This window comes from Arthrobacter globiformis, assembly GCF_046536215.2.
GTDB classification, from domain to species: Bacteria; Actinomycetota; Actinomycetes; order Actinomycetales; family Micrococcaceae; genus Arthrobacter; species Arthrobacter globiformis_E.
The window spans coordinates 2351890-2375550 of record NZ_CM143421.1 but is presented as its reverse complement, the minus strand read 5'-3'; the positions used below and the strand labels follow the sequence as shown (position 1 = coordinate 2375550).

Sequence of the window (23661 nt, the reverse complement as noted above, 5' to 3'; positions counted from 1 at the left end):
AGGGCGGCGGTGGGGCTTAGCCGAAGTACTTCGGCAGGGTGGCCTCGTGGGCTTCGCGGAGGGCATCCAGCGAGAGGGTGTCCACGCCGTTGATCTCCAGCTGTCCGCTGGCTGCGTCCACCACGCCGATGCGCAGGTGCTCGAAACCGCGGGCCGTGCACATGTCCTTGAAGCGGACTTCCTCGGAGCGCGGAACGCTCACGACGGCGCGGCCCTGGGTCTCGGAGAACAGTGCGGTGAAGAGGTCCACGCCGTCGCGGTCCAGGACATCCTGCAGCGCGATCCGGGCGCCTACGCCGTAGCGCAGCGACGACTCCACGAGGGCTGCGGCAAGGCCACCCTCGGAGAGGTCGTGGGCCGAATCCACCATGCCGTCGCGGGACGCGTTGATCAGGATCTCGCCCAGTGCACGTTCTGCCTCGAGGTCAACCTTGGGAGGCAGGCCGCCGAGGTGGCCGCGCAGGTTGGACCATTCCGAGCCGTCCAGCTCGTCGGCCGTGGTGCCCAGCAGGTAGATGGCTGCGCCATCTTCCCGCCAGCCCGACGGCGTGCGGCGGGCAACGTCGTCGAGCTTGCCCAGCACCGCCACCACGGGGGAGGGGTGGATCGGCGTGGTGCCGGTCTGGTTGTACAGCGAGACGTTGCCGCCGGTGACCGGGATGCCCAGCACCATGCAGGCGTCGGACAGGCCGCGGATCGCCTCGGCCAGCTGCCACATGACATCCGGGTCCTCGGGGGAGCCGAAGTTCAGGCAGTCGCTGACGGCCATCGGCACGGCGCCGGAGGTGGCCACGTTGCGGTAGGCCTCGGCCAGTGCCAGCTGGGCGCCGTGGTACGGGTCCAGGTAGGTGTAGCGGCCGTTGGCGTCGGTGGCCAGGGCCACGCCCAGGCCGGATTCCTCGTCCACGCGGACCACGCCGGCGTCGTCCGGGAACGCCATGGCGGTGTTGCCGCCGACGTACCGGTCGTACTGGTTGGTGATCCAGGACTTGTCGCACATGTTCGGCGAGGCGACGAGCTCGGTGACGGCCGCGGCCAGTTCCGCCGGGGCGGAGGGGCGGCCGGCGTCCTGCACGGAGCCGGTGAACTGGTCGGCCTGGACGGCGTCCTGCCACTCCGGGCGGGCGAACGGGCGGTCGTAGACCGGGCCGTCATGCGCCACGGTGCGCGGGTCGACGTCGACAATGACTTCGCCTTCCCACGTGATGATCAGGCGGCCGCTGTCGGTCACCTCACCCAGCCAGGCGTACTCCACGGCCCACTTGTCCATGACGGCTTCGAACGCCTCGACGTTCTCCGGCGTCACCACGGCCATCATGCGTTCCTGCGACTCGGACATCAGGATTTCGCCCGGGGTCAGGGTGGGGTCGCGCAGCAGGACGGAGGTCAGCTCGACGTTCATGCCGCCGTCGCCGTTGGAGGCGAGCTCGGACGTGGCGCAGGAGATGCCTGCGGCGCCGAGGTCCTGGATGCCCTCAACCAGCGAGCCCTTGAACAGTTCAAGGCAGCACTCGATGAGGACCTTTTCGGCGAACGGGTCGCCCACCTGGACAGCAGGCCGCTTGGACGGCTTGGTGTCGTCGAAGGACTCGGAGGCGAGCACCGAGGCGCCGCCGATGCCGTCGCCGCCGGTGCGTGCACCGAACAGGACCACCTTGTTGCCCTTGCCGGAGGCGTTGGCCAGGCGGATGTCCTCGTGGCGCATGACGCCCACGGCCAGGGCGTTGACCAGCGGGTTGCCCTGGTACACGGAGTCGAAGACCATCTCACCGCCGATGTTCGGCAGGCCGAGGGAGTTGCCGTAGCCGCCGATGCCGGCGACCGCGCCGTGCATGACGCGGGCGGTGTCCGGGTGGTCGATGGCGCCGAACCGCAGCGGATCCATCACGGCAACCGGGCGGGCGCCCATGGATATGATGTCGCGGACGATGCCGCCGATGCCGGTGGCGGCACCTTGGTACGGCTCAACGAACGACGGCGAGTTGTGGGACTCAATCTTGAAGGTCACGGCCCAGCCGTCGCCCAGGTTGGTGACGCCGGCGTTCTCGCCGATGCCCACCAGCATGTCCTTCTTCATCTCGTCGGTCACCTTCTCGCCGAACTGGCGCAGGTGGTTCTTCGAGGACTTGTAGGAGCAGTGCTCGCTCCACATCACGGAGTACATGGCGAGTTCGGCGCCGGTCGGGCGGCGGCCCAGAACCTTGACGATCTCGTCGAACTCGTTGCGCTTCAGGCCGAGTTCGGCCCAGGGCAGTTCCGTGTCCGGCGTCTTGGCCGCGTTCTCGACGGTGTCGATGTTGAACTTCTTGGTCTCGGTGATCGAGCTTGTAGAGATCTCGGTCATTAGTTCGCTCCCACAATCTTGTTCAGTACCGAGGTGAAGAGACCGAGGCCTTCGGTGTCGGACCCGCCGATACCGTCCAGCGACTCGGGACCGAAGCCCACCTCCACGGCGTGCTCCGGGTGCGGCATGAGGCCCACCACGTTGCCTGCGGCGTTCGAGATGCCGGCGATGTCGCGGCGCGAGCCGTTCGGGTTGAAGCCCACGTAGCGGAACACCACGCGGCCCTCGGCCTCCAGGGCGTCGAGGGTCTTCTCGTCCGCGATGTACTGGCCGTCCTGGTTCTTCAGCGGCACCGTGATTTCCTGGCCCGCGGCATAGTCCCCGGTCCAGTACGTGCTGTTGTTCTCAACCCGCAGCACCTGGTCGCGGCAGATGAACTTCAGGTGGTCGTTCTTGATCATGGAGCCGGGCAGCAGGTGCGACTCGGTCAGCAGCTGGAAGCCGTTGCAGATGCCGAGCACCGGCAGCTTGGCGTCCGAGTTGGCGGCGTCGATGATCTTGGACATCAGCGGGGCGAAGCGTGCAATGGCGCCGGCGCGCAGGTAGTCGCCGTAGGAGAAACCGCCCGGCAGGATGACGGCGTCGACGTCGCCGAGTTCTGAGTCACCGTGCCAGAGCTCCACGGGCGTGCCGCCCGCGAGCCGGACCGCACGGGAAGCGTCCCGGTCATCCAGGGTGCCGGGGAATGTGACGACGCCGATCTTCGCGCCGGCGAGGCGCGGCTCGGCGGCGACGGCGACTGCCTCGCCGATCAGGGGAAGTTCAGTCATCTCAGGCCTCGACGACCTCGACGTTCACGACGTCCTCGATCACGGGGTTGGACAGCAGGGTTTCGGCGGCATCGCGGGCCTGGGCCAGGATGTCCTCGGTCACCTCGCCGTCAACGGTCAGTTCGAAACGCTTGCCCTGGCGTACAGAGCTAAAGCTGGTGAAGCCCAGGCGGGGGAGTGCTCCCACGATGGCCTTCCCCTGCGGGTCCAGAATCTCGGGCTTGGGCATGACGTCGACAACGATCCGGGGCATCCGGTAACTCCTGTGCATGTGCATTGGGTAAGGGCGCAGCGGAGTGGTGCCGTCTCACGCCATTCCTGAAAGTTGCCTGGCCGGTTCAAATGGCAGGGCATTCAAATGGCATGGTGTGGACGGGCGCTCCGCGAGCTTGCATGCCTATTCTACCGGCCGCGGCGCACCACTCCGTATTCCGTCCGGCGGACGCCGGAGCAAGGGATGGACGACGCCGGCTCTGGCCCGCCGCGGGCAGCCTCAGTAGGATTGCGGAATGGCTGAGAAACCGAAATCCGTCCTGTTGCCGGTGATGGCCGTCGCCGTGTTCGCCGCCCTCGGGAGGATGGTGATCCAGAAGATCAAGGCCGACCGTGCGGCCCGCCTGAAGGGCGCCGGACAGGACCGCGTGGCAGGTCCGGTGGACGAGAAGACGCGCCAGTGGATCAGCGAGGTGGTCCGCACCCCGCGGAAGTAGCTGCCCCGGCCGCCGTACCCCTGCAGTACAAACTTTCACTCCCCAGGCGGGTGCCCTCCGGGCGCCCGCCTGCTTTTTGATGGCCGTGTTGAGGGCAATGACAAAAAAGTAAACTCGTCGAATGTGTCCTATGTCATATGAGGCTCTCAGTAGGTACTGTGGGGATCGGTCAACGATTGCTGGGATCGACAGGACCTGTCATCTTCACGTGTCGTTGCCGCCTGCGCCCGGCAATGTAGCCGGGGCTGTTCCTTTATGAAAGGTTCAACCACTCGTGAAATCAGCAGGAAAAAGCTTCTTCCGAAGCCGGGGGGCCCGGAAAGCAGCGGCACTGGTTGTCGGCTTGCCTTTGCTCCTTTCGTCAGTCGGCGCGCTGCCGGCAACCGCGGCGCCGTCGCGGGTTGCGGCACTGGCTGCACAGCAAAAGAACGTCGATCCCAACGGTTACTCCGCCGGCCGCTACATTGTGGTCCTGACCGAGAAGCCCGCCGCCACCTACGAGGGCGGCACGCCGGGCCTGCAGGCCACAAAGCCTCGGTCCGGCCGGAAACTCGACGCCAACCGGGCAGAGGTGCGCAAGTACCAGGCCCACCTGGAGGCGAAGCAGGCCGCACTGGCCGAGAAGGAAAACGTGCAGATCCGCCGCAAGTACACGGCAGCACTGAACGGTTTCAGCGCCACGCTCACCGCCGATCAGGCCGTGAACCTGGCCAAGGACCCCGGGGTCCTCGCGGTGGCACCGGACACCCAGCAGGCCCCGGACTACTCCACCACTGACTTCCTCAAGCTCAGCGGCGCCAACGGCACGTGGAACAGGCAGTTCGGCGGCAAGGCGGGCGCCGGCAAGGGTGTAGTGGTGGGTGTCATCGACTCCGGCTACACGCCGGGCAGCCAGTTCTTCGCCGGCAACGATGTGGCGCCGCTCAAGGGAAATCCGCAGGTGGGCGTTCCTTACCGCACCGGCGGCGGCAACATCGCGATGCTGAAGGCAGACGGCAGCACCTTCGAGGGCGAGTGCCAGAAGGGTGAAAACTTCAACGGAACAGCCTGCAACTCCAAGGTCCTGAGTGCCAGGTACTTCTCCGACGCCTTCGAGCAGTCCGTCGCCAAGCCGGACCGGGCACCCGAAGAGCTGATCTCGCCCGTGGACGTGGGGAGCCACGGAACCCACACGGCAAGCACCGCGGCCGGCAACGCCGACGTCGAAACCTTCGTGGACGGCCGCAGCTTCGGCCTGACCGGCGGCATCGCGCCGGCGGCCAAGCTGTCCATCTACAAGATCTGCTGGGAGGACAACGACCCCAGCACCGGCGGCTGCTACACCTCCTCCGCCGTGGACGCCATCAACCAGGCCGTACTCGACGGCGTGGACGTCCTGAACTACTCGATCTCCGGCACCACCTCCACCACCACGGACCCGGTGTCCATGGCGTTCCTGTCGGCCGCCTCAGCCGGCATCTTCGTGGCCACCTCGGCGGGCAACTCCGGCCCTGAAGCCAGCACCGTCAACCACGGCGAACCATGGGTCACCACCGTGGCCGCCAGCAGCTTCTCGCAGGAACTGCAGGGCACCGTGGAGTTCTCGGACGGCAGCAAGTTCCGCGGCGCGAGCATCATGAACCGTGAAGTGGCCGGCGCAGGAGTCGTCCTCGCCGCCAACGCAGCATCCGGACAGGCCGCCGACCCTGCACTGTGTGCGCCCGGCTCGCTCGATCCGGCAAAGATCGCCGGCAAGGTGGTGGTCTGTGACCGCGGCGTCTACGACCGGGTGGCCAAGAGCGCCGAGGTTGCGCGCGGCGGCGGCGTGGGCATGATCCTCGTCAACCTGGCCGCATCCTCGCTCGACGCCGACAAGCACTCCGTCCCCACCGTGCACGTGAACCCGCCTGCCACGGAGACCATCAAGGCCAAGGTGGCGGCGAACCCGGCCATCACGGTTTCCCTGGTCAACAAGGACACCACGGGACTCCCCGCCGAGGCGCAGCCGCAGATCGCCGGCTTCTCCTCCCGCGGACCGCTCCTGGCCACCGACTCCGACCTGCTGAAGCCCGACGTGGCCGCGCCCGGCGTGGCCGTCCTGGCGGGCGTATCGCCGATCGGCGCCGGCGGCGACCAGTTCGGCTTCATGTCCGGCACGTCCATGGCATCACCCCACGTGGCCGGTTTCGGTGCCCTCATCCTGGGCAAGAACCCCACCTGGTCCCCGGCCGCCGTCAAGTCCGCCATGATGACCACCGCCAGCGACGTCAAGCTCGCGGACGGCAGCAAGAACACGGACGTCCTCGCCACAGGTGCCGGGCAGGTCGATCCCGCCCGTGTCCTGGATCCGGGTCTCGTGTACGACGCCAGCACCGACGATTACCTGCGGTTCATCCAGGGCACCGGCGTGGACCTGGGCATCCAGGGCCTCGGCAGCACACGGCCCCGCGACATGAACGTCCCGTCCTTCTCGCTCGGAAACCTGGCAGGCAGGATCGAGGTCACCCGCACGGTGACGGCGCTGACGCCGGGTGTGTACAGGGCCAAGGCCAGCCTGCCGGGCGTGAAGGTGACCGTCACGCCGTCGGTCCTGTCCTTCAACGCGGCCGGCGAGAAGCGCACGTTCAAGGTGGCCTTTGAAAACCAAGGCGCCAAGCTGGGTCAGTTCGCCGCCGGTTCGCTGTCGTGGCAGGGCGCCAACAAGACCGTGACCTCACCGATTGCGGTCCGGCCGCAGTCGGTGGTGGCTCCGAAGAACATTGCGTTCACTTCCAAGGGGGCCAACGGTTCCGGGAACATCGGCATCGTCTCGGGCACGAACTCGTCCACGAACGTGACGCTTGACGGCCTGTCGAAGGCGGACTCGTCCGCCATCGAACTTGTGCCCGGTCCCTTCCGGTACGCGGCGGACGCCTCGAACTTCGTCAAGACGGTCGAAGTTCCGGCCGGCGTGCCGCTGGCCAAGCTGTCCGTAATTTCCGCTGATGAGAACGCCGACTTCGACATGGTGGTGGTCACCCCGGACGGACGGGGAATCGTGGTGGCCACCGCGTCGGCGAGCGAGTCTGTGTCGATTCCGAATCCTGCCGCAGGTACATACCGGATGTTCGTGAACCTTTACGACAGCCCCAACCAACAGGCAACCAAGGCATCCGTGGACGCGGCGGTCCTGGGGGCAAATGAGGGCAACGCCACCGTGTCGCCCGACCCGGTCCGCCTTGCGAACGGACTCAGCGGGAAGCTCGCGCTCACCTGGAAGAACCTGGCTCCGGGCTCCTACATCGGACGGATCACCTTCGACGGGGCCAGTTCCCCGACGTTCGTGGCCGTCGTGGTGACGGAGGGCGGCGCCGTCGCGGTGGCACCGGCTTCGGAAGATCCGAAGAAAAAGAAGGAACAGGGGAAGGTCCAGAACGAGGACCTGACGCGGTCGCCGGATAACTCCATCTAGGAAGGTCCCGGAACCGGGCTCCCGACAGGGCCCCACAGCGAAGGCCGGCGGGCGAGGCACAAAATGCCAGTATCCCGCCGGCCTTCGCCGCGCCTGCCCACGCGCAGGGGGCGCCCAGCGGTGCGATTGGTTGGAGTTTTTGTCCAGATAATGGCCGCTAAACCCCCCGGAAGTCGCGATACGTGGACAAAAACTCTTCCCGGGATCAGATGGCGCCCGTGGACCCTGCCACTCCGCCGAGGAGCGGGGACAGCGCCCGCCAGCGGGCAATTTCGCAGCCGTCGGTCAGGGAGAACCGGGAGTTGACCGTGCGGCCGTTGAAGGTGCCGGTGACCACGGCAACCTGGGGGCCGCCGTACTGCTGGGTGCACAGTTTGGGCGGGCCGGGTTCCGGGAAAAAGATCCGTTCGCCGAAACGTCCGACGGCGGCAATCGCCGCCGCCGGGTCCGGCAGCGTTGATTCCACCAGCTGTCCGGACCGGCTGACGAGGACGAAGACGTGCTCCGGGCCGCCGGGCGCGTGGGTGAGGGCGACGGTCAGTTCGAGGTCCGTGTCGAGGTTCAGGTCGCTGTTCAGGCCGGTGTCCGCGGCGCGGCCCGGGCCGTCCGGGGATGCCGGTGTATCGCTCATCGTTCCGTCTCCGTTTCCAGGCTGTCGAAGAGCGGCGTGAGGGCGGCCAGCAGACGGCCGCGCAGCTCCTGGGCCTCGGCCGAGAAGGCGCGCTGCTGCTCCACGTAGGCCGCCTTGCCCTCGGGCGTCTCAATCGGAATGGCCGGGAAGCCCCAGTCCGTGAGGTCATAGGGGGAGGCCTGCATGTCCATGGCCCGCACGCGCCACGACAGCTCGAAGCAGTCCATCACAAGTTCGCTCGGAAGTGCCGGGGAGAGCTTATAAGCCCACTTGTAGAGGTCCATGTTGGCGTGCAGGCACCCCGGCTGCTCCATGGTCCGCTGGTTCTCCCGGCTGGGCGACAGCTCGTTCAGGGGTATGGCGTCAGGTGTGTAGAACCGGAACGCATCGAAGTGCGAGCAGCGGATCCGGTTGTCCTCAACCACCTTGTCCGTGCCTGCGCCGCCCAGCCGCAGTTTGAGGTACTCATGGCGCAGCTCAAATTTCTCCTGCCGGTAGACCATGGCCCACTCATGGAGGCCGAAGCAGCCGAACTGTGCAGGCCGGGCGGCCGTTCCGGCGAGGATGATCCGGGCAAACACAAGGGCGTCCCGCCGTTCAGCCAGGAAAGCCTCACGGTCGAACGCCACTGCTGTGCTGCCGGCGGGCAGCCCCGCGCCGGCCAGCTGACCGCCGTCGAGCGCTTTGTAGTATTTCCAGTCCCCGCGGGCGGCAGCCTCGGTTCCGGAGAGCACCACGCCGTCCCCGGGGTGCCAGCGCAGCAGCTGGCCGGGCTTTTGCGTGTAGTACGTGAAGAGGAAGTCCTCCACGGGATGCTTCCGCCCAGCAGAGCGGCGGGCGAGATAGGGGTCGGCGTAACGGCGCACCCTGCGCACGTGGGCGGCTCCCCGTTCCCTCCAGCCGGCGGGGGAGAGGACCTGGGCAGCGGGGATCGTCAATGCGGTGCCTGCCACAGTGCTAAAGCGCCCCGCCCGCAGCACCGAGGATGTCCTTGGCGGCGTTCCAGGCACCGATCTGGCAGCCGTCCTTCAGGGCGAAGGACGTTTCCACCGGCGTGCCGTTGACCTCGCCGGTCACGGTGGCCACCTGCGGCCCGCCGTACTGCTGCGTGCAGGAGATCCCCTTCGGCGGAGCGGCGGCGTTGACAATGGCGGCGTTGTTCTTCAAAGCCGTGCAGGCTGCGGCCGCGTTGGGGTGCTGGCTCTCGGCCATCGGGGCACCGTCCTTGCAGACCAGCGTGTAGTTGACGGCCTTGCCGTCCTTCGACGCTTTGACCGTGATGGACAGTTCGGCATCGCCTGCGCCGGGACCGGACGGCAGGGGAGAAGCGGAAGGGGGCGCGGGCGCCGGGACTGTCGTCTCGGCGTCGGGCGGTGTGGAGCCGGGTGAGGGAGTGCCGGTGCCCGGGGTTTCCGTGCCGGGCGTCCCGGTGCCCGGTGATGAAGTCCCCGGCGATGACGTCCCGGGACCGGTGCTCCCCGGCGTGGCCGAAGGCTGGCCGGTTCCGTTGTTCGGGGTGCAGGCCGCGAGACCGCCCGTCGCTGCGAGGGCGAGCAGCACAGAAATCAGTTGCTTGCGCATGCCGGGTCTCCTCAAGTTTTTCCCATTCTACCGTCGGGGCACCCGGCGGTCCGGTACAGGCGGATAACGGTACGCGGCAATTGCTAACGGAAGGGTATCGATTCTTGGGGGCGTCCGCGGTATCTTTCTGACATCAACGGGTGCGCGGCATAAACAGTTAGTGATGACGCCCATGGGGGGCAGAGCGTCCAGTTCGTAGGACCGAAGGTCTGCAGGTCCTGAACAAAGGAAGGCATCCCCATGATCCCTCAGCAATCCACTACCCGCCCCCGACCCAGCAGAAGGCTCCCGGCCATCTTTGCCGCAGTCCTTGCCATGGTCGTCGGCCAGGGCCTGGCCGGGCCAACGGCCGCGGCTCCCGCACCGGCGTCGGCCCAGCCCGCCGCGGCGCTGCCGGCCGCCCTGCAGCCGGCCGCATCCCCGCTCGACGACGGCCATTACATCGTGATGCTTAAGGACAAACCGCTGGCCACCTACTCCGGCGGCGTCCCCGGCATCCCCGGGACGGCGGTGCCGAAGGGGCAGAAGCTGAACCCCTCCGGCCCCAACTCGCGCAAATACGATGCCCACCTGAAGGCCAAGCAGCGCCAGGCTGCGGCGGCCACGGGCGCAACCATCAACCGGAGCTACACCCTGGCCCTCAACGGCTTCAGCGCAGTCCTGTCTGCCGCCCAGGCGAAGGCGCTCGCCGGTGACACCGACGTGCTGGCCGTGGTCCCGGACAGCATCCGCAAGCCGGACTACTCCAGCACGGACTTCCTCGGCCTGCCCGGCGGCGACGGCGTGTGGGACCAGCAGTTCGGCGGCACGGATGAGGCCGGCAAGGGCATCGTGGTCGGCATGCTGGACACCGGCTACACGCCCGACAACCCGTTCTTCGCCGGGGACACCGTCGATCCGCTGTCCGGCAGGCCGAAGGTGGGCGTGCCCTACCGCCTTCAGGACAACGTGATTGCCATGCGCAAGGCCAACGGCGGCACCTTCGTGGGCGACTGCGTGGCCGGCGACTCGTTCGACGGCACGGAATGCAACAGCAAGGTCATCGGAGCCAGGTTCTACGACAAGGCCTACAAGGCAGCGGTTCCGCCGGAGTTCCGCTCCCCGGATGAGAAGTTCTCTCCGCTGGACGTCAATGGCCACGGATCCCACACCTCCAGCACCGCCGCGGGAAACAGCGACGTCACCCAGACGGCAGGCGGCCGGGACTTCGGCAAGAGCTCCGGTGTTGCGCCGGCAGCCAAGATCGCCGTCTACAAGGTCTGCTGGGAGGGCACCATCCCCGAGGCCACGGGCTGCGTTGAGTCAGACATTCTCAATGCCATCCAGGACGCCGTCCTCGACGGTGTGGACGTGCTGAACTTCTCCATCTCCGGAAACAACAACTCCACCACTGATGCCGTTTCCCTCGCTTTCCTCAACGCTGCGGCTGCCGGGATCTTCGTGGCTGCCTCCGCCGGCAACTCCGGCCCGACGGCCTCGACGGTTAACCACGCCGGCCCCTGGATCACCAGCGTGGCGGCTTCGACGTTCGACAACACGCTGCGGGGAACCGCGGAACTGTCGGACGGAAGCAAGTTCGCCGGTGCAAGTGTCATGAGCAGCGAGGTGGACTCCAAGCCGATCGTGCTGGCCGTGGATGTGAAGGCGGCCGCGGCACTGGCCACGGATGCCGCACTGTGCGCTCCGAATTCGCTGGACCCCGCCAAGGTTGCCGGCAAGATCGTGGTCTGCGACCGCGGCGTTGTGGCACGCGTTGACAAGAGCGCCGAGGTCAAGCGCGCAGGCGGCGTCGGCATGGTCCTGGTCAACCTGACGCCCGGCTCGCTCGACGCCGACCTGCACAGTGTGCCCACGGTCCATGTGGGTGACCCGAAGATCAAGGACGTGGTGGCGGCGACCCCCGGCATGACCGCAAGCCTCAAAGCGACCGACACAACCGGTGCCGAGCCTCCGCCCGTGCCGCAGATTGCCGAATTCTCCTCGCGCGGACCCACCCTGGCATCCAACGGCGACCTGCTCAAGCCCGACGTTACGGCTCCGGGTGTGGCCGTGCTGGCCGCCGTTTCGCCGGTCGGCTTCAAGGGCGAGACCTTCGGCTTCCTGTCCGGCACGTCCATGGCGTCGCCGCACATCGCCGGTTCGGGAGCGCTGCTGCTGGGCAAGAATCCGACGTGGTCGCCGGCAGCCGTGAAATCCGCCATCATGACCACGGCCTACGACCTGGTCGATGCCAAGGGCACCGACGTGCATGACGTCTTCGCCCAGGGCGCCGGCCATGTAGATCCCGCGCGGTTCGACTCCCCGGGTCTGGTGTACGACGCCGGCATCAGTGACTGGATGGGCTTCCTCCAGGGACAGGGAATCGACCTTGGCGTCGCCCCCATCGAAGCCAAGGACGTCAACCTTCCGTCCGTTGCGCTGGGCGCCCTGTCCGGCAGCCAGACGGTCACGCGGTCGGTCACGGCGGTGACGGCAGGAACGTACCGGGCGAAGATCAGCGTTCCGGGCATCACCGCCAAGGTCAGTCCGGCAGAGGTGACGCTGGCTGAGGGTGAAAGCGCCACGTTCACCATCACGTTCACCACCGCAGGTGCTGCGCTCAACGCGTACTCGACCGGATCCCTGACGTGGACATCGGGCGACAACACCGTCCGCTCACCGGTGGCGGTGCGGCCAGTGCCCTAGTGTCCTTAAAACCAGGACCTACGACGCCGGGACTCACCGCTGGTGGTGGGTCCCGGCGTCGTGCTTTTTACCGGCTGGCTCCGGGAAGCGAGTGCCGCCGGACCGGCGATCATTAGTGCACTAATCGTTCGTGTATCCTTAATAGTGGCAGTAGTCCCGAAATGGAGTGGGTACCGTGGCAAAAGAGAACGCCGCACAGCGGTTCATGCGGGCAACCGGCAAGCTCAGGGCGGTCTTTGGCCCGGCCAACAGGAGTTCGCTCGTGCACGACATGACCGAGGAGAACCGCAGGCTGCTCGCGCAGCGCGAGGCCGAGACGCAGCAGTGGGAGACCATCCACCGGCCGGACGGCAGCACCTACGTTGTGCCCCGCAACCCCGACGACAAGTCCCTTCGCTAGCAGTCGCTGAACGCCGCTTCCGGCGCCCCATCAAGGCGACTGAAGCATTGCCTGCCGGGGTTCATTTCCGGGGTCCCGGCGTAAAATAAGGGCACTGGCAATCGAAGGGCAGACGCTCTGACGCCTTCAAGCAGGGAAGGGGGTGGGACTTGTGGCACATGTGCTCACAGGCTTCATGAACCTGACAGACAGGCTCCGGTTCGTATTCGGCCCTGCCGCCGTTGGCGATTCAGCTGCGCCGGTGGTTCACCTGCACGACGATTATGAGCATGCTTCCGAAGATGATTTGGCCCAGTTCGAAGTCGAGACCGACTCGGAGGGGCACCACTATGCTGTCCGCAAGAGCGACCTGGACAAGTGACAAGCCCTTTCTGAGCTGAAGAAGCCCGGTGCGTCACACGCACCGGGCTTCTATCTGCACTGCTGACGGCTTAGCGGCCGGTGCCGCCGTAGACGGTGGCGACGGCTTCGCTGTCCAGGTCGAATGCCTTGTGGATGGCGCGGACGGCGTCATCGAGCAGGTCAGCATGGGTCACCACGGAAATGCGGATTTCCGAGGTGGAGATCATGTTGATGTTGATACCGGCGGCGGACAGGGCCTTGAAGAATGTGGCCGAGACGCCCGGGTGGGAGCGCATGCCGGCGCCGATCAGCGACAGCTTGCCGATCTGCTCGTTGTACTCGATGCTTTCGAAGCCGATCTCGGTCTGTGCAGCACGGAGCGCGGCAAGGGCGTCGGCGCCCTCGACGATGGGCAGGGTGAAGGAGATGTCCGTCCTGCCGGTGCCGTGCGTGGAGACGTTCTGGACGATCATGTCGATGTTCGAGTGTGCGTCCGCAATGACCTGGAAGATCGCGGCTGCCTTGCCCGGGATGTCCGGAACACCGACGACGGTGACCTTTGCTTCCGAGCGGTCGTGTGCAACACCGGAGATGATTGGCTGCTCCAAGGCAACTCCCTCTTGAGTCGTGATCTTGTCATCGGCGCCGGGCAGGACCCAGGTGCCTTCGTTCTGGCTGAATGAGGAACGGACATGCAGCGGCACGCCGAACCTCCGGGCGTATTCGACGCACCGGAGGTGGAGGATCTTGGCCCCGGAGGCGGCCAGTTCCAGCATCTCCTCGCTGGAGATGCGGTCGATCTTCTGGGCTGACGGAACGACGCGGGGGTCTGCGGTGTAGATGCCGTCAACGTCCGTGTAGATCTCGCAGACGTCGGCTTCGAGGGCGGCGGCGAGGGCCACGGCCGTGGTGTCCGAACCGCCGCGGCCGAGCGTGGTGATCTCGTTGGTGGCGCGGGTCATGCCCTGGAAACCGGCGACGATGGCGATGTGCCCCTTGTCCAGGGCGGTGCGGATGCGGTGCGGGTCGACGTCGATGATCCGGGCCTTGCCGTGGATCCCGTCCGTGATCATGCCGGCCTGGGAGCCCGTGAAGGACTGCGCGGACGCGCCGAACTTGTTGATGGCCATGGCCAGCAGGGCCATGGAGATCCGCTCACCGGCGGAGAGGAGCATGTCCATCTCGCGGGCCGGTGCTGCGTCGGTGACCTGGGCGGCAAGGTCCAGGAGTTCGTCGGTGGTGTCACCCATCGCGGAGACGACGACGACGACTTCGTTGCCGGCCTTCTGGGCGTCGACCACGCGCCGGGCCACGCGCTTGATGCCGTCAGCGTCAGCCACCGAGGAGCCGCCGAACTTCTGCACAATAAGCTGCGCGGTGACAGCAGCGTCTGCGGGCAGCTCCTGCGGCTGCGGTTCGGTTTTCACATCGGTACTGGGCATACTCATGCGTGCACCCTCACTGGATCAAATTGGAGTTCTTGGAGGCCAGGCGCCCTTGCGGCACGGCGGCATACCCAGTTTATCGCCGTGGTCCTCCTGCTGTGGAATTATGACCCTTGCCGTCAGCTGAGGGCGTTCCGCCGGCCTTCGAAGGCCCTGCCCAGAGTGACCTCGTCGGCGTACTCGAGGTCACCGCCCACGGGCAGCCCCGAAGCCAGCCGGGTCACTGCGATCCCGATGGACTGCAGCATCCGGGCCAGGTAAGTGGCCGTCGCCTCGCCCTCGAGGTTCGGGTCGGTGGCGATGATGATCTCCTGGACTGCGCCGTCACTGAGCCGGTTGAGGAGTTCGCGGATCCGCAGCTGCTCCGGGCCGACGCCGGCGATCGGGTTGATGGCGCCGCCGAGCACGTGGTAACGGCCACGGAATGAGCGCGTGCGCTCCACCGCAAGCACGTCCTTGGACTCCTCCACGACGCAGATGACAGAGGGGTCGCGCCGTGGGTCGCGGCAGATGTTGCACAGTTCCTGCTCGGTCACGTTGCCGCACGAGGCGCAGAACTTGACGCGTTCCTTGACGGTGGTGATGGCCTCCACCAGCCGCTTCATGTCCTGGGGGTCTGCTTCCAGGATGTGAAACGCCAGGCGCTGCGCAGACTTCGGCCCCACGCCGGGAAGTCGTCCGAGCTCGTCGATCAGCTCCTGAACTGCACCCTCGTACACTTTTTCCTCGATTGCTTGGTTGAAACTCGATGGCTTGGTTGAAAGATGACCGGCGCCGCCTTTTACTACGGGGGCAGCACTAGTACCGGGGCATCAGGGGGCTGCCGTCCAGCGACCGTTCTTCGATGAGCTTTCCGCCCAGAATACGCTCGACGGCGGCGCGGCCAAAGACGCCCGATTCCTCGATGGTTTCGTCGTCCGCGCTGGGGATGTCCTGCACGTATGGCGCAGGTTCCTCCGTGCTCCGCGCGGGCGCCTTGGCCCGTCCCGCCTCAGCCTCCGGGCTGTTGGAGAGCCGCTGGTAAAGGCTCAGCTTGCCGCGGGCGGGAGCCTCCGTTACCGGCTCCGGCGGAGCGGTGCGGGCAGCGGCAACCGCCGGTCCTGCCTGGAGTGCTGGCCCAGCTTGGATCGCCGGTCCCGCTTGAATTGCGGGTCCCGGCTGAATTGCAGGTCCCGGGCCGGCTGCGAACACGGGCACCCGGATCGGGGCAGCATCGGTGGCAGCAGTCACGGCGGGCGCGCGGACACCCTGGGGTGGTGTGGGTGCCCCGTACTCGTGGCTGGCAGTCGCCGGGGCGGATGCCATGGCGTAGGCAGGCTCGAACTCCGGCGCACCGTGCTCCGCAGCATCCGGCGCATTCTCCGCAGGCGCGTTCGCAACCGTGGCGCTCTCAGTCGTGGCGCCCACCGCCGGGCCGCCGTTGTTCGGCGGCTGTGCGGCGGCCGGTGGATAAGCGGGTGCGGCGGACCCCGTCGACTCCACGTCGCCATGGCCGTCAGCCGCGTCCTGGTATTTGCCGACGTTGCTTTCGGAACTGAGAGCCCAGATGCCAGGGGTTTGCTCCACCGCACGGGACCACGGATCAGCAGAGGTGTCTGATGCTGGCTGGCGTTCCGCCGGAGCAGAACTCCCTGCACTAATTTTTGCCGACGGTGCCGGACTGACAGGCTGCTTTGTCTCCGGCGCCTTGACCTCACGCGCCCTTATCTCCGGCGCTGCCGATGGTGCGGGGCTGCCCTGCCACTGGGGCGACGGCTCCCAGTCCATGGGAGGCTCTTCGTCCAGCGGAGGTGCGTCCTCGTCGAGTGGCGGACCCCAGTCGTCATCCGGATAGGAGTAGTCGCCGGCTTGCTGCTGCTGGGATCCGTGTGTCGGGACCTGTTCCGCAGCCTGAAGCGCTGACTGCCGGGCGGCAACCGGCTGGGCAGCAACCGGCTGGGCAGCAACCGACTGGGCGGCTGGGGCCGACGGTGCAGAAGCGCTGGATTCGCCCGCACGTCCGGCGCCCGCTGGGGTGGCAGGGGTCGACGGGGACGCCGTGATGGTTGGTCCGGACCATTTCGGCGCAGAAACCGCTGCGGCCGTCGACGACGGAGAAGAGTCATGCCCGGAAACGGGCACGACGGACGAATCCGGCGATGCGGGACCCGGACCCGACGCAAGACCCGCACCCGACGACACCGGCGCCGGGCCCGAAGACACGGGGGCCGGGCCTGGTGCCGCCGGGCGCGCGGGGGAGGACTCCGGCTGCGCGGGGCCATCCGTGGTGGGGGCCAGGCCCCAGTCGGCATCGGTGGTGGCAGCCGGAATATCCCGGCTAGTAGGCGCTTTTGGGTTTGGCTCAGAGCTCGCTGAGCTTCCGGCGCCAGCGACGGCGGTGATCTGGCAATCGATGCCGATCGTTTTATGGATGGCCTGGCGCAGATTCTCGGAGTGGTCGGCCCTGCCGAAGGCGCCCGCCAGCCCGGAGGTGCTGAAGATGAGCGTCAGGACCTGGCCGTCAAACTGGCCGACCTGGGCATTGGGCTCCACGAGCGCCCACGTGCTCCGCTTGATCTTTGCCAGGGTCTGCAGGACCTCGGGCCACGCTCGGCGGAGTACCTCGACGTCTGCATGCGAGCCCGCTGCAGGGGCAGAAGGCTGGGCGTGGGACTGCGGTGCGGGAGCCGAAGGTGCCGCCTGGGCCGCTACCGGCTCCGGCCGCGGGGCTTGTTGGTGCTGGACCTGCTGGTGCTGGGCCTGTTCAGGACGTGCGGCGGGCGCAGGTGTCTGCGAAGCCGCGGCTGGCTGGGCCACAGACTCCCGGCCCTGGCCGCCGTGTGAATCCGGGCTGGGGCGGCGGTCACCTGCGGCGGCGTCATCCATGGGCCAGTCGCCAGTGGTGATCCGCGGTGCCGCCAGGGCCTCCCGTCCGGGTGCGGCATGCGCCGCAGGTGCTTCCCGTCCGGGTGCGTCCTGAGCGGCGGGTGCCGCGTGAATGGTGGGCGCTCCGGCCTGCGGAGCGCTCTGTGCCGGGGCAGGCGCGTCAGGAACTGGAGCCGGAGCAGCCGCAGCGGCAACCGGAGCCGGCGCGGCAGGCGTAGGAGCGGCAACGGGAGCCGGTGCGGCAGAGGCCGGCCCAACAGCGGCGGCGGGAGCACCGGCGTCGGACCCCGCGTAGTTCAGGCGCCGCTCCACGCGGTCAATCCGGGCAGCGATGCCCCGCTCTGTCTGTTCGGAGCTGGGCAGCAGGATGCGCGCGCAGAGAAGTTCCAGGTGCAGCCGCGGCGACGTGGCACCCGTCATCTCCGTCAGTGCGGTGTTGGTGACGTCGGCCGCGCGCGACAGTTCAGCCGCGCCAAGATTATGGGCCTGGGTCTGCATCCGGGCGATCTGGTCGGCCGGCATGCCGCGGAGGATAGCCTGGGCGCTTTCCGGCATAGCCTGCACGATGATGAGGTCGCGGAAGCGCTCCAGCAGGTCCTCCACGAAGCGGCGGGGATCGTGCCCGGTCTGGATGACGCGGTCAACGGCACGAAAGACCGTGGCGGCATCGGACGCGGCGATCGCTTCGACGACGTCGTCCAGCAGGGAGGCGTGCGTGTAACCGAGCAGGGCCACGGCAAGCTCGTAATCGAGGCCGTTGGGTCCGGCGCCTGCCATGAGCTGGTCCAGCACGGACAGCGAGTCCCGCACGGATCCCGCACCCGCACGGATCACCAGCGACAGCACGCCGGGGGCCACCGGGACGTTTTCCTGGTGGCAGAGCTGCTCGAGGTAGGCCATGAGCGGCTCCGGCGGCACCAGCCGGAACGGGTAGTGGTGCGTACGCGAGCGGATGGTGCCGATGACCTTGTCCGGCTCGGTGGTGGCGAAGATGAACTTGATGTGTTCCGGCGGCTCTTCGACGATTTTCAGCAGGGCGTTGAAGCCCGCCGAGGTGACCATGTGGGCCTCGTCAATGATGAAGATCTTGTACCTGTCCCGCACCGGCGCGTAGGTGGCGCGTTCGCGGAGGTCTCGGGCGTCGTCCACGCCGCCGTGGCTGGCGGCGTCGATCTCGATGACGTCGAGGGAGCCGGCTCCGCCGCGGGCAAGTTCGACGCAGCTGGGGCAGACGCCGCACGGGGTGTCCGTGGGTCCCTGCGCACAGTTCAGGCAGCGGGCCAGGATGCGCGCAGACGTGGTCTTGCCGCAGCCGCGCGGGCCGGAGAAAAGGTAGGCGTGGTTCACGCGGTTCTTGCGGAGCGCCGTCATCAGCGGTTCCGTGACATGTTCCTGCCCGATAACGTCCGCGAACGAGTCCGGGCGGTACCTGCGGTAAAGGGCAGTTGTAACAGTCACAGGGAAAACCTACCTATAGGGACTGACATTAAATAAGAGACCCCTCATGCACCCGCCAGAGCCCATCTACCCTTGCTACCTTCCGGTCCTGGGGGAGTTCAACAGGATGACGCCACATGAGGGGCCGTCAGATACTTTACCCGAACTTTGGGCGTGGCCCGAATCGGCTCCGGCGGGACGACGGCGGGACGGTAGCGGGGCTCCGGCGGGCACCCGCCGCCGTCCTAACGATGCCCGTTCACAGGCCAGCTCATGAACGCCGGCTCCTCATAGGGGTGGGCCCGGCGCAATTCCTGCACGACGGCGTCGAGCAGGTCCTCTTCCACGACACACTCGATCCGGACCTCGGAAACGTCCTCCGGGTCGCCCGGGGTGCCGATAAACGGCCGGGCTCCGGACAAGGGGGTAAAGCGTCCAGTGCCCGGCGACGTGAAGGAGCAGTGCGAGTAGTCGCCCAGCCGGCCGGCGCCGGCGTCGCCGATGGCGGTGAGCACCGCTGCGGCGTGGGAATCGGGAACGTAAACCACGAGTGCATGGAGCTGGGACATGGCTCCATTTTGGGCCGATTGGGAGATGCCGGAAAGTTCAGGTATTCTAGTATCTGCTTTTGGTTCAAGAGCAGCTGGAGAATTCGCCTAGCGGCCTATGGCGCACGCCTGGAACGCGTGTTGGGTTAACGCCCTCGGGGGTTCAAATCCCCCATTCTCCGCCATCGGAAAACCCGGTTCTGACATCGTCAGGACCGGGTTTTCTGTTTCCCGCCCGGGCTGGAAGAGGGCTTAGGCGACGCCCAGCCTCTGGAGCCGCTCGCGGGCGGCGAGGCGGCTCGGGCTGGCCGGGCCCAGTGCATGACGGACGACGGCGAGGGTCACCCGGGCGGCCAGCCGCACCGGCAGCGGCAGGGGACCCAGCCGGGCATTGTGCAGCCCGAGCAGCCGGCGGTATTCAGGATCCAGGCTGAGGACGGCGGCCTCGAACAGGATCCGGTACCCCGGTCTCAGGAGGGGATGCAGGGGCGGATCCCGGATGAAGGCAACTGTTTCCGAGACCCGGTCGTCGCCGCGGAGAATCCCGGCGGCAAGATATTCCCCGAGCTCCCGGTTGAGGGCGGATTTGCTCTCCGGCGGGAACTCCACGCCCATGAGCCTGCCGGCCTCCGCCCATTCGCGCACGTAGGCATCCGGACCGCCCGGAATGGGGCCGCCCCACAGCTCGTGCGCACGGAGGAACGAGTCCGTGAAGGTGTTGTGCACCCACCGCAGCAGTTCCGGATCGTTGGCAGAGTACTTCCGCACGGTGCCGCCGCCGTCTAGGTATGTGCCGTTAACGGACTCGTGCAGCCGGACCACTCTCGCGGCCGCCGCCTGGGCCTCCGCGGTGGACCCGTACGTGAGGGCGTGGATCCAAGCTGTGGTCCGGGCCAGCCGGCCCGGCATGTCTTCGCGGAAATTCGAATGGTCGTGTACCCCGGCGAGGACGCCGGGGTGGAGAGTCTGCATCAGCAGCGACCGGATGCCGCCGACGATGGTGGCCACGCCGCCATGGACCGCCCACACCGCAGAGCCGGGGAGGAAGTATCCTGCGTCGTCGCCCTCGGCAAACTTCCGCGCCCAGTCCGGCAGCGCGTCCGGACTGCCGGTTAGCGTGCGCTTCAATTCGGCTTGCCATTCCGTCAGGAAAGTCCGCATATCTCATTCTCTCCCGACTGAACCTGCCCGGTTAAGCCTATGAAAACGCACCCCTTGGCCCCCCAGTTTTAGGGGTTTCGCCGTGCTTTCGGCTGTGGCCACAATGGAGGACACGCTCGTCGAGATAGGAGTTTGGCGGGTACCGATCCAGGAGAATTCTGTGGCAAATCATGGGGGACACAAGCACGCACCGAGGGTGGTCGGCCCGGGCCGGATCGCCTTGCGGAGCCTTTCCGCGGCGGTGGTAGTCGGCTTCTCCGTCTTTGCCTTCGGATTCCAGGGGCCAGCCGCCTCGACCCAGCAGCCCGTGGGTGCGGCCGTCCCCATCGCTCCTCCCTCGGGAGTGGTCGGACCCGAACTCCTTGATCCCGACACCACCGCGCCCGGGTATCCGATCAGCGGGTCCGGCATCGCCGCACCGGCGAAGGTTCCCACGGGCCGCACCGTGTCGAGTTCCACCGTTAAGGCAATCAAGACGGGCGGCACCCCCAAATCTCCCGGCGTGGCCTCCACCGAGCTGAAGCGGCCCGCGGCCGGCTTCCTCATGGCGCCCCTGGAAGTGCTCACTCCCAGTTCACCGTTCGGACTGCGGCGCAGCCCGATCACCGGTGAAGCGGGAGAATTCCACTGGGGCCAGGACTTCTCCGCAGCCTGCGGAACCCGTGTCTACGCTGCCGACGCCGGCGTGGTCCGGGCCGCCGGATGGCACCCTTGGGGCGGCGGAAACAGGGTGGAAATCGACCACGGCAACGGCCTGATCACCACGTACAACCACCTGCAGGGCATCGCCGTTGAAAAGGGCGACCACGTGCGGGTTGGCGAGATCATCGCCGAGGTGGGCACCACCGGGTCCTCCACCGGCTGCCATCTGCACTTTGAAGTGATCAAGAACGGCCAGCACGAGGACCCGATGAAGTGGACCCTGCTGCCCATCCGGCAAACCGACCAGCTCACCCCCGCCGTATTCACCAGCTTCGAAGGCGGCGCGGCCACCACCTACGGGTGGGCCATCCCCAATATCCCCGGCAACAGCGGGCCGGGCAACACCGACGACGGCCTGACGCCGGTCACCGCAGCGGCGGTCGCCAACCCGCGCAGCGGCCCGTCAGCGTCGGCAGGAGCCACACTCGTCCCAAGCTCGTCGACCTCCGGTTCCACCTCGTCCGGTTCGCCGACCTCCCGCCCGACGGCACCGCCGACTGCCACGGTAACTTCCAAGCCGACGGCGCCGAAGCCTCCCGCCACGACCAAGCCCAAACCCACCCCGACGCCGACCCCGACTCCAACACCCACCCCAACGCCGACTCCCACACCCACCCCAACGCCGACTCCCACACCCACCCCAACGCCGACCCCCACACCGGTCCCGACTCCCACCACGCCGCCGGCGGTCCCGGCCGACCCCGCGCCGCCTGCACCCACCGAGCCGGCAGCACCCTCCGCGCCGATCACGAATTCCGCTCCGGCCCCAACGGAAGTTGCCCCCATCGAGCCCGCTCCGGCACCCGTACCCGATCCGGTCCCCACGTCTGCAGCCCCGGCAAGCACGGCTCCGGCAGTGCCGGCACCGGCGCCGGTTCCGACGTCGGAACCGGCGCCACCCGGGGCTTCGCCAAGTGCCGCGCCAACTGAGGAAGCTGCAGCGGCAGCAGCGAAGGCCGCAGCAGACGCTGTTCCGACGGCGGAGCCCACGGCAGCGCCGTAAACGGAGGCGGGCAGCCGCCGTCGGGCTGTTCGTTTGCCGGGAAATCAACTGGTAAGGAGGTCCAGGGAATGCAACGGAGGGCAAAGCCGTTGTCATTAGTGACAGCCATGTACCCGGCGAGAGAGCACGATGTGACTTCCCTCCAAAAGATTCCGCCGACACCCGACGGAACACACCCGGGTTTCGGTTGCCCTGCAGGCGATGCCGTGCAGGCGGCGGACGCGTCCGCCGACGGCGGATGTACCGGCTGTACCGGCCCCGCTGGGTGGTTGACCAGCCCAGCGCAGCCGCACGCCGTCGTCGTCCTTCCAGGCGGTCCCAGGCAAGCTAAGCCGGGCACTTTCCGGAAGAGCATTCCGCCCGGAACTGCCCGGGGAAGTTCCCCATTCTTCACTGCGGCGTAACTGCCGGGCGCATAGCCCACTGTCCGTCGGGTACCGGCGGAATGCGGCAATCACACAATGCGCGGCAATAAATGAGGCGGTCATCGGGTGATGACCGTGCAAGGTAACGAAAGCGAGGAAGGTAGCCCGAAAGCGGCGGCGGTGTTGTAATTTTTCAACATGCCAACTTCCGTTTCCCCTTAGTTCGCTTTTTATCTGGTTGGATGGAAGGTACTGAGAGGGACACTGGAGGCGCCCCGCTTCCTAACTACCGCGAAGGCAGCAATGGAGCTCATCGAGGCCGAGCACCCCCGGCCACGCCATTTTCTACTCCACCTGAGTGACACCCACCTGCTGGGCGGTCCGGACCCCCTATACGGCGCAGTTGACAGCGAAGCCCGCCTGATCCAGCTCTTCGACGAGGTTCAGGCCTCGGGCGCGCGCCCGGAAGCCGTGATTTTCACCGGCGACCTGGCGGACAAGGGCGACCCCGAGGCCTACGCCAAGCTCCGCGCTGTCGTGGAGCCCGCGTGCCGGGACCTCGGTGCCCAGGTCATCTGGGCCATGGGCAATCACGACAACCGCGCCAACTTCCGTGCGGGCCTGTTCGACCAGCACGGCAACGACGACCCCGTGGACCACAGCTACTACGTCAACGGGCTGCGGGTCATCACCATGGACACGTCCGTGCCCGGCTACCACCACGGCGAACTGAGCGACAACCAGCTGGACTGGCTCGCCGGCCAGCTGGAGACGCCAGCACCGGACGGCACCATCCTGGCCCTGCACCATCCGCCGGTTCCGTCGGTCCTGGACCTGTCCGTGCTGGTGGAGCTCCGCGACCAGGCGTCCCTGGCGGCCGTGGTCCGCAACTCGGATGTCCGCAGCATCCTTGCCGGCCACCTGCATTACTCCACGACGGCGACCTTCGCCGGCATCCCCGTCTCCGTGGCCTCAGCCACGTGCTACACCCAGGACCTGAATGTTCCGGTGGGCGGCACGCGCGGCCGCGACGGCGGGCAGGCCTTCAACCTGGTGCACGTCTATGAGCACACGGTGGTGCACTCGGTGGTGCCGCTGGGGGCTACTCCGACGGTGGGCGAGTATGTCAGCCCCGAGGAGACCGAACGCCGCCTGGCGGCAGCCGGAATCCGCATCCCCGAAGGGGCCAAACGCCCCGTACTTACCCGGAAATAAGGGCTTTAGGTACAGGAACCCCGCCGG

18 protein-coding genes, 1 tRNA gene and 1 other RNA gene are annotated in these 23661 nt (G+C 67.3%); 8 read left to right on the top strand and 12 right to left on the bottom strand.

What is annotated here, in order from left to right:
• Positions 1-16 precede the first annotated feature (16 nt).
• From purL to purS, 3 genes are read right to left on the bottom strand one after another with little or no spacing between them, the layout of a single operon-like run.
• The gene (gene purL, locus R5O87_RS10560; protein ID WP_410557699.1) at positions 17-2344 is read right to left on the bottom strand and encodes a phosphoribosylformylglycinamidine synthase subunit PurL; all 2328 of its coding nucleotides are present in this window, start codon (positions 2342-2344) and stop codon (positions 17-19) included.
• Positions 2344-3114, bottom strand: a complete 771-nt coding sequence (gene purQ, locus R5O87_RS10555; protein ID WP_314193579.1) for a phosphoribosylformylglycinamidine synthase subunit PurQ — start codon at positions 3112-3114, stop codon at positions 2344-2346. Before purQ ends, purL begins: the two co-directional genes overlap by 1 nt.
• A gap of 1 nt (position 3115) precedes the next feature.
• Positions 3116-3367, bottom strand: a complete 252-nt coding sequence (gene purS, locus R5O87_RS10550; protein ID WP_003798434.1) for a phosphoribosylformylglycinamidine synthase subunit PurS — start codon at positions 3365-3367, stop codon at positions 3116-3118.
• Between the two features lie 256 nt (positions 3368-3623).
• Between purS and R5O87_RS10545 the strand changes: the two genes are divergently transcribed.
• Complete coding sequence (locus R5O87_RS10545; protein ID WP_410557701.1) at positions 3624-3824, top strand: hypothetical protein; 201 nt, start codon at positions 3624-3626, stop codon at positions 3822-3824.
• Between the two features lie 343 nt (positions 3825-4167).
• Positions 4168-7254, top strand: coding sequence for a S8 family serine peptidase (locus R5O87_RS10540; protein WP_462836424.1), 3087 nt, complete (start codon positions 4168-4170; stop codon positions 7252-7254).
• A 205-nt stretch (positions 7255-7459) separates the two neighbouring features.
• Here R5O87_RS10540 and R5O87_RS10535 read toward each other — a convergent pair whose 3' ends face one another.
• The 3 genes from R5O87_RS10535 to R5O87_RS10525 are packed head-to-tail and all read right to left on the bottom strand — an operon-like array spanning position 7460 to position 9466.
• Positions 7460-7885 carry a serine protease inhibitor gene (locus R5O87_RS10535; RefSeq protein WP_410557702.1) on the bottom strand — a complete coding sequence of 142 codons (426 nt, stop codon included), beginning with the start codon at positions 7883-7885 and terminating at the stop codon, positions 7460-7462.
• On the bottom strand, positions 7882-8823 hold the full coding sequence (locus R5O87_RS10530; protein WP_410557703.1) for a 3-methyladenine DNA glycosylase: 942 nt from the start codon (positions 8821-8823) through the stop codon (positions 7882-7884). Before R5O87_RS10530 ends, R5O87_RS10535 begins: the two co-directional genes overlap by 4 nt.
• A gap of 19 nt (positions 8824-8842) precedes the next feature.
• On the bottom strand, positions 8843-9466 hold the full coding sequence (locus R5O87_RS10525; RefSeq protein ID WP_410557704.1) for an SSI family serine proteinase inhibitor: 624 nt from the start codon (positions 9464-9466) through the stop codon (positions 8843-8845).
• Between the two features lie 240 nt (positions 9467-9706).
• Between R5O87_RS10525 and R5O87_RS10520 the strand changes: the two genes are divergently transcribed.
• From R5O87_RS10520 to R5O87_RS10510, 3 genes are all read left to right on the top strand, one after another.
• Positions 9707-12151 carry a S8 family peptidase gene (locus tag R5O87_RS10520; protein ID WP_410557705.1) on the top strand — a complete coding sequence of 815 codons (2445 nt, stop codon included), beginning with the start codon at positions 9707-9709 and terminating at the stop codon, positions 12149-12151.
• Positions 12152-12356: 205 nt separating this feature from the next.
• Positions 12357-12551, top strand: a complete 195-nt coding sequence (locus R5O87_RS10515) for a hypothetical protein (RefSeq protein ID WP_410557714.1) — start codon at positions 12357-12359, stop codon at positions 12549-12551.
• Positions 12552-12726: 175 nt separating this feature from the next.
• A complete protein-coding gene (locus tag R5O87_RS10510; RefSeq protein WP_410557706.1) occupies positions 12727-12912 on the top strand; it encodes a hypothetical protein in 186 nt (61 codons plus the stop codon).
• A 70-nt stretch (positions 12913-12982) separates the two neighbouring features.
• Here R5O87_RS10510 and R5O87_RS10505 read toward each other — a convergent pair whose 3' ends face one another.
• From R5O87_RS10505 to R5O87_RS10485, 5 genes are all read right to left on the bottom strand, one after another.
• Positions 12983-14341 (bottom strand): aspartate kinase, encoded by a 1359-nt coding sequence (locus tag R5O87_RS10505; RefSeq protein ID WP_410557707.1) that lies wholly within the window; start codon positions 14339-14341, stop codon positions 12983-12985.
• 116 nt (positions 14342-14457) lie between these two features.
• Positions 14458-15057 carry a recombination mediator RecR gene (gene recR, locus R5O87_RS10500; protein WP_387095538.1) on the bottom strand — a complete coding sequence of 200 codons (600 nt, stop codon included), beginning with the start codon at positions 15055-15057 and terminating at the stop codon, positions 14458-14460.
• Positions 15058-15136: 79 nt separating this feature from the next.
• Positions 15137-18661 (bottom strand): DNA polymerase III subunit gamma and tau, encoded by a 3525-nt coding sequence (locus R5O87_RS10495; protein WP_410557708.1) that lies wholly within the window; start codon positions 18659-18661, stop codon positions 15137-15139.
• A gap of 32 nt (positions 18662-18693) precedes the next feature.
• Positions 18694-18790, bottom strand: an RNA gene (gene ffs, locus R5O87_RS10490) — signal recognition particle sRNA small type.
• Positions 18791-18885: 95 nt separating this feature from the next.
• Complete coding sequence (locus R5O87_RS10485) at positions 18886-19209, bottom strand: YqfO family protein (RefSeq protein WP_410557709.1); 324 nt, start codon at positions 19207-19209, stop codon at positions 18886-18888.
• Between the two features lie 76 nt (positions 19210-19285).
• Here R5O87_RS10485 and R5O87_RS10480 point away from each other — a divergent pair.
• Positions 19286-19373: transfer RNA gene (locus R5O87_RS10480), tRNA-Ser, on the top strand.
• 67 nt (positions 19374-19440) lie between these two features.
• Here R5O87_RS10480 and R5O87_RS10475 read toward each other — a convergent pair.
• On the bottom strand, positions 19441-20349 hold the full coding sequence (locus R5O87_RS10475; RefSeq protein ID WP_410557710.1) for an oxygenase MpaB family protein: 909 nt from the start codon (positions 20347-20349) through the stop codon (positions 19441-19443).
• A 160-nt stretch (positions 20350-20509) separates the two neighbouring features.
• Here R5O87_RS10475 and R5O87_RS10470 point away from each other — a divergent pair, with 160 nt between their 5' ends.
• Together R5O87_RS10470 and R5O87_RS10465 are read left to right on the top strand one after the other, a co-directional pair.
• Positions 20510-22054 carry a M23 family metallopeptidase gene (locus R5O87_RS10470; protein WP_462836423.1) on the top strand — a complete coding sequence of 515 codons (1545 nt, stop codon included), beginning with the start codon at positions 20510-20512 and terminating at the stop codon, positions 22052-22054.
• 668 nt (positions 22055-22722) lie between these two features.
• Positions 22723-23634, top strand: a complete 912-nt coding sequence (locus R5O87_RS10465; protein WP_410555247.1) for a phosphodiesterase — start codon at positions 22723-22725, stop codon at positions 23632-23634.
• Positions 23635-23661 lie beyond the last annotated feature (27 nt).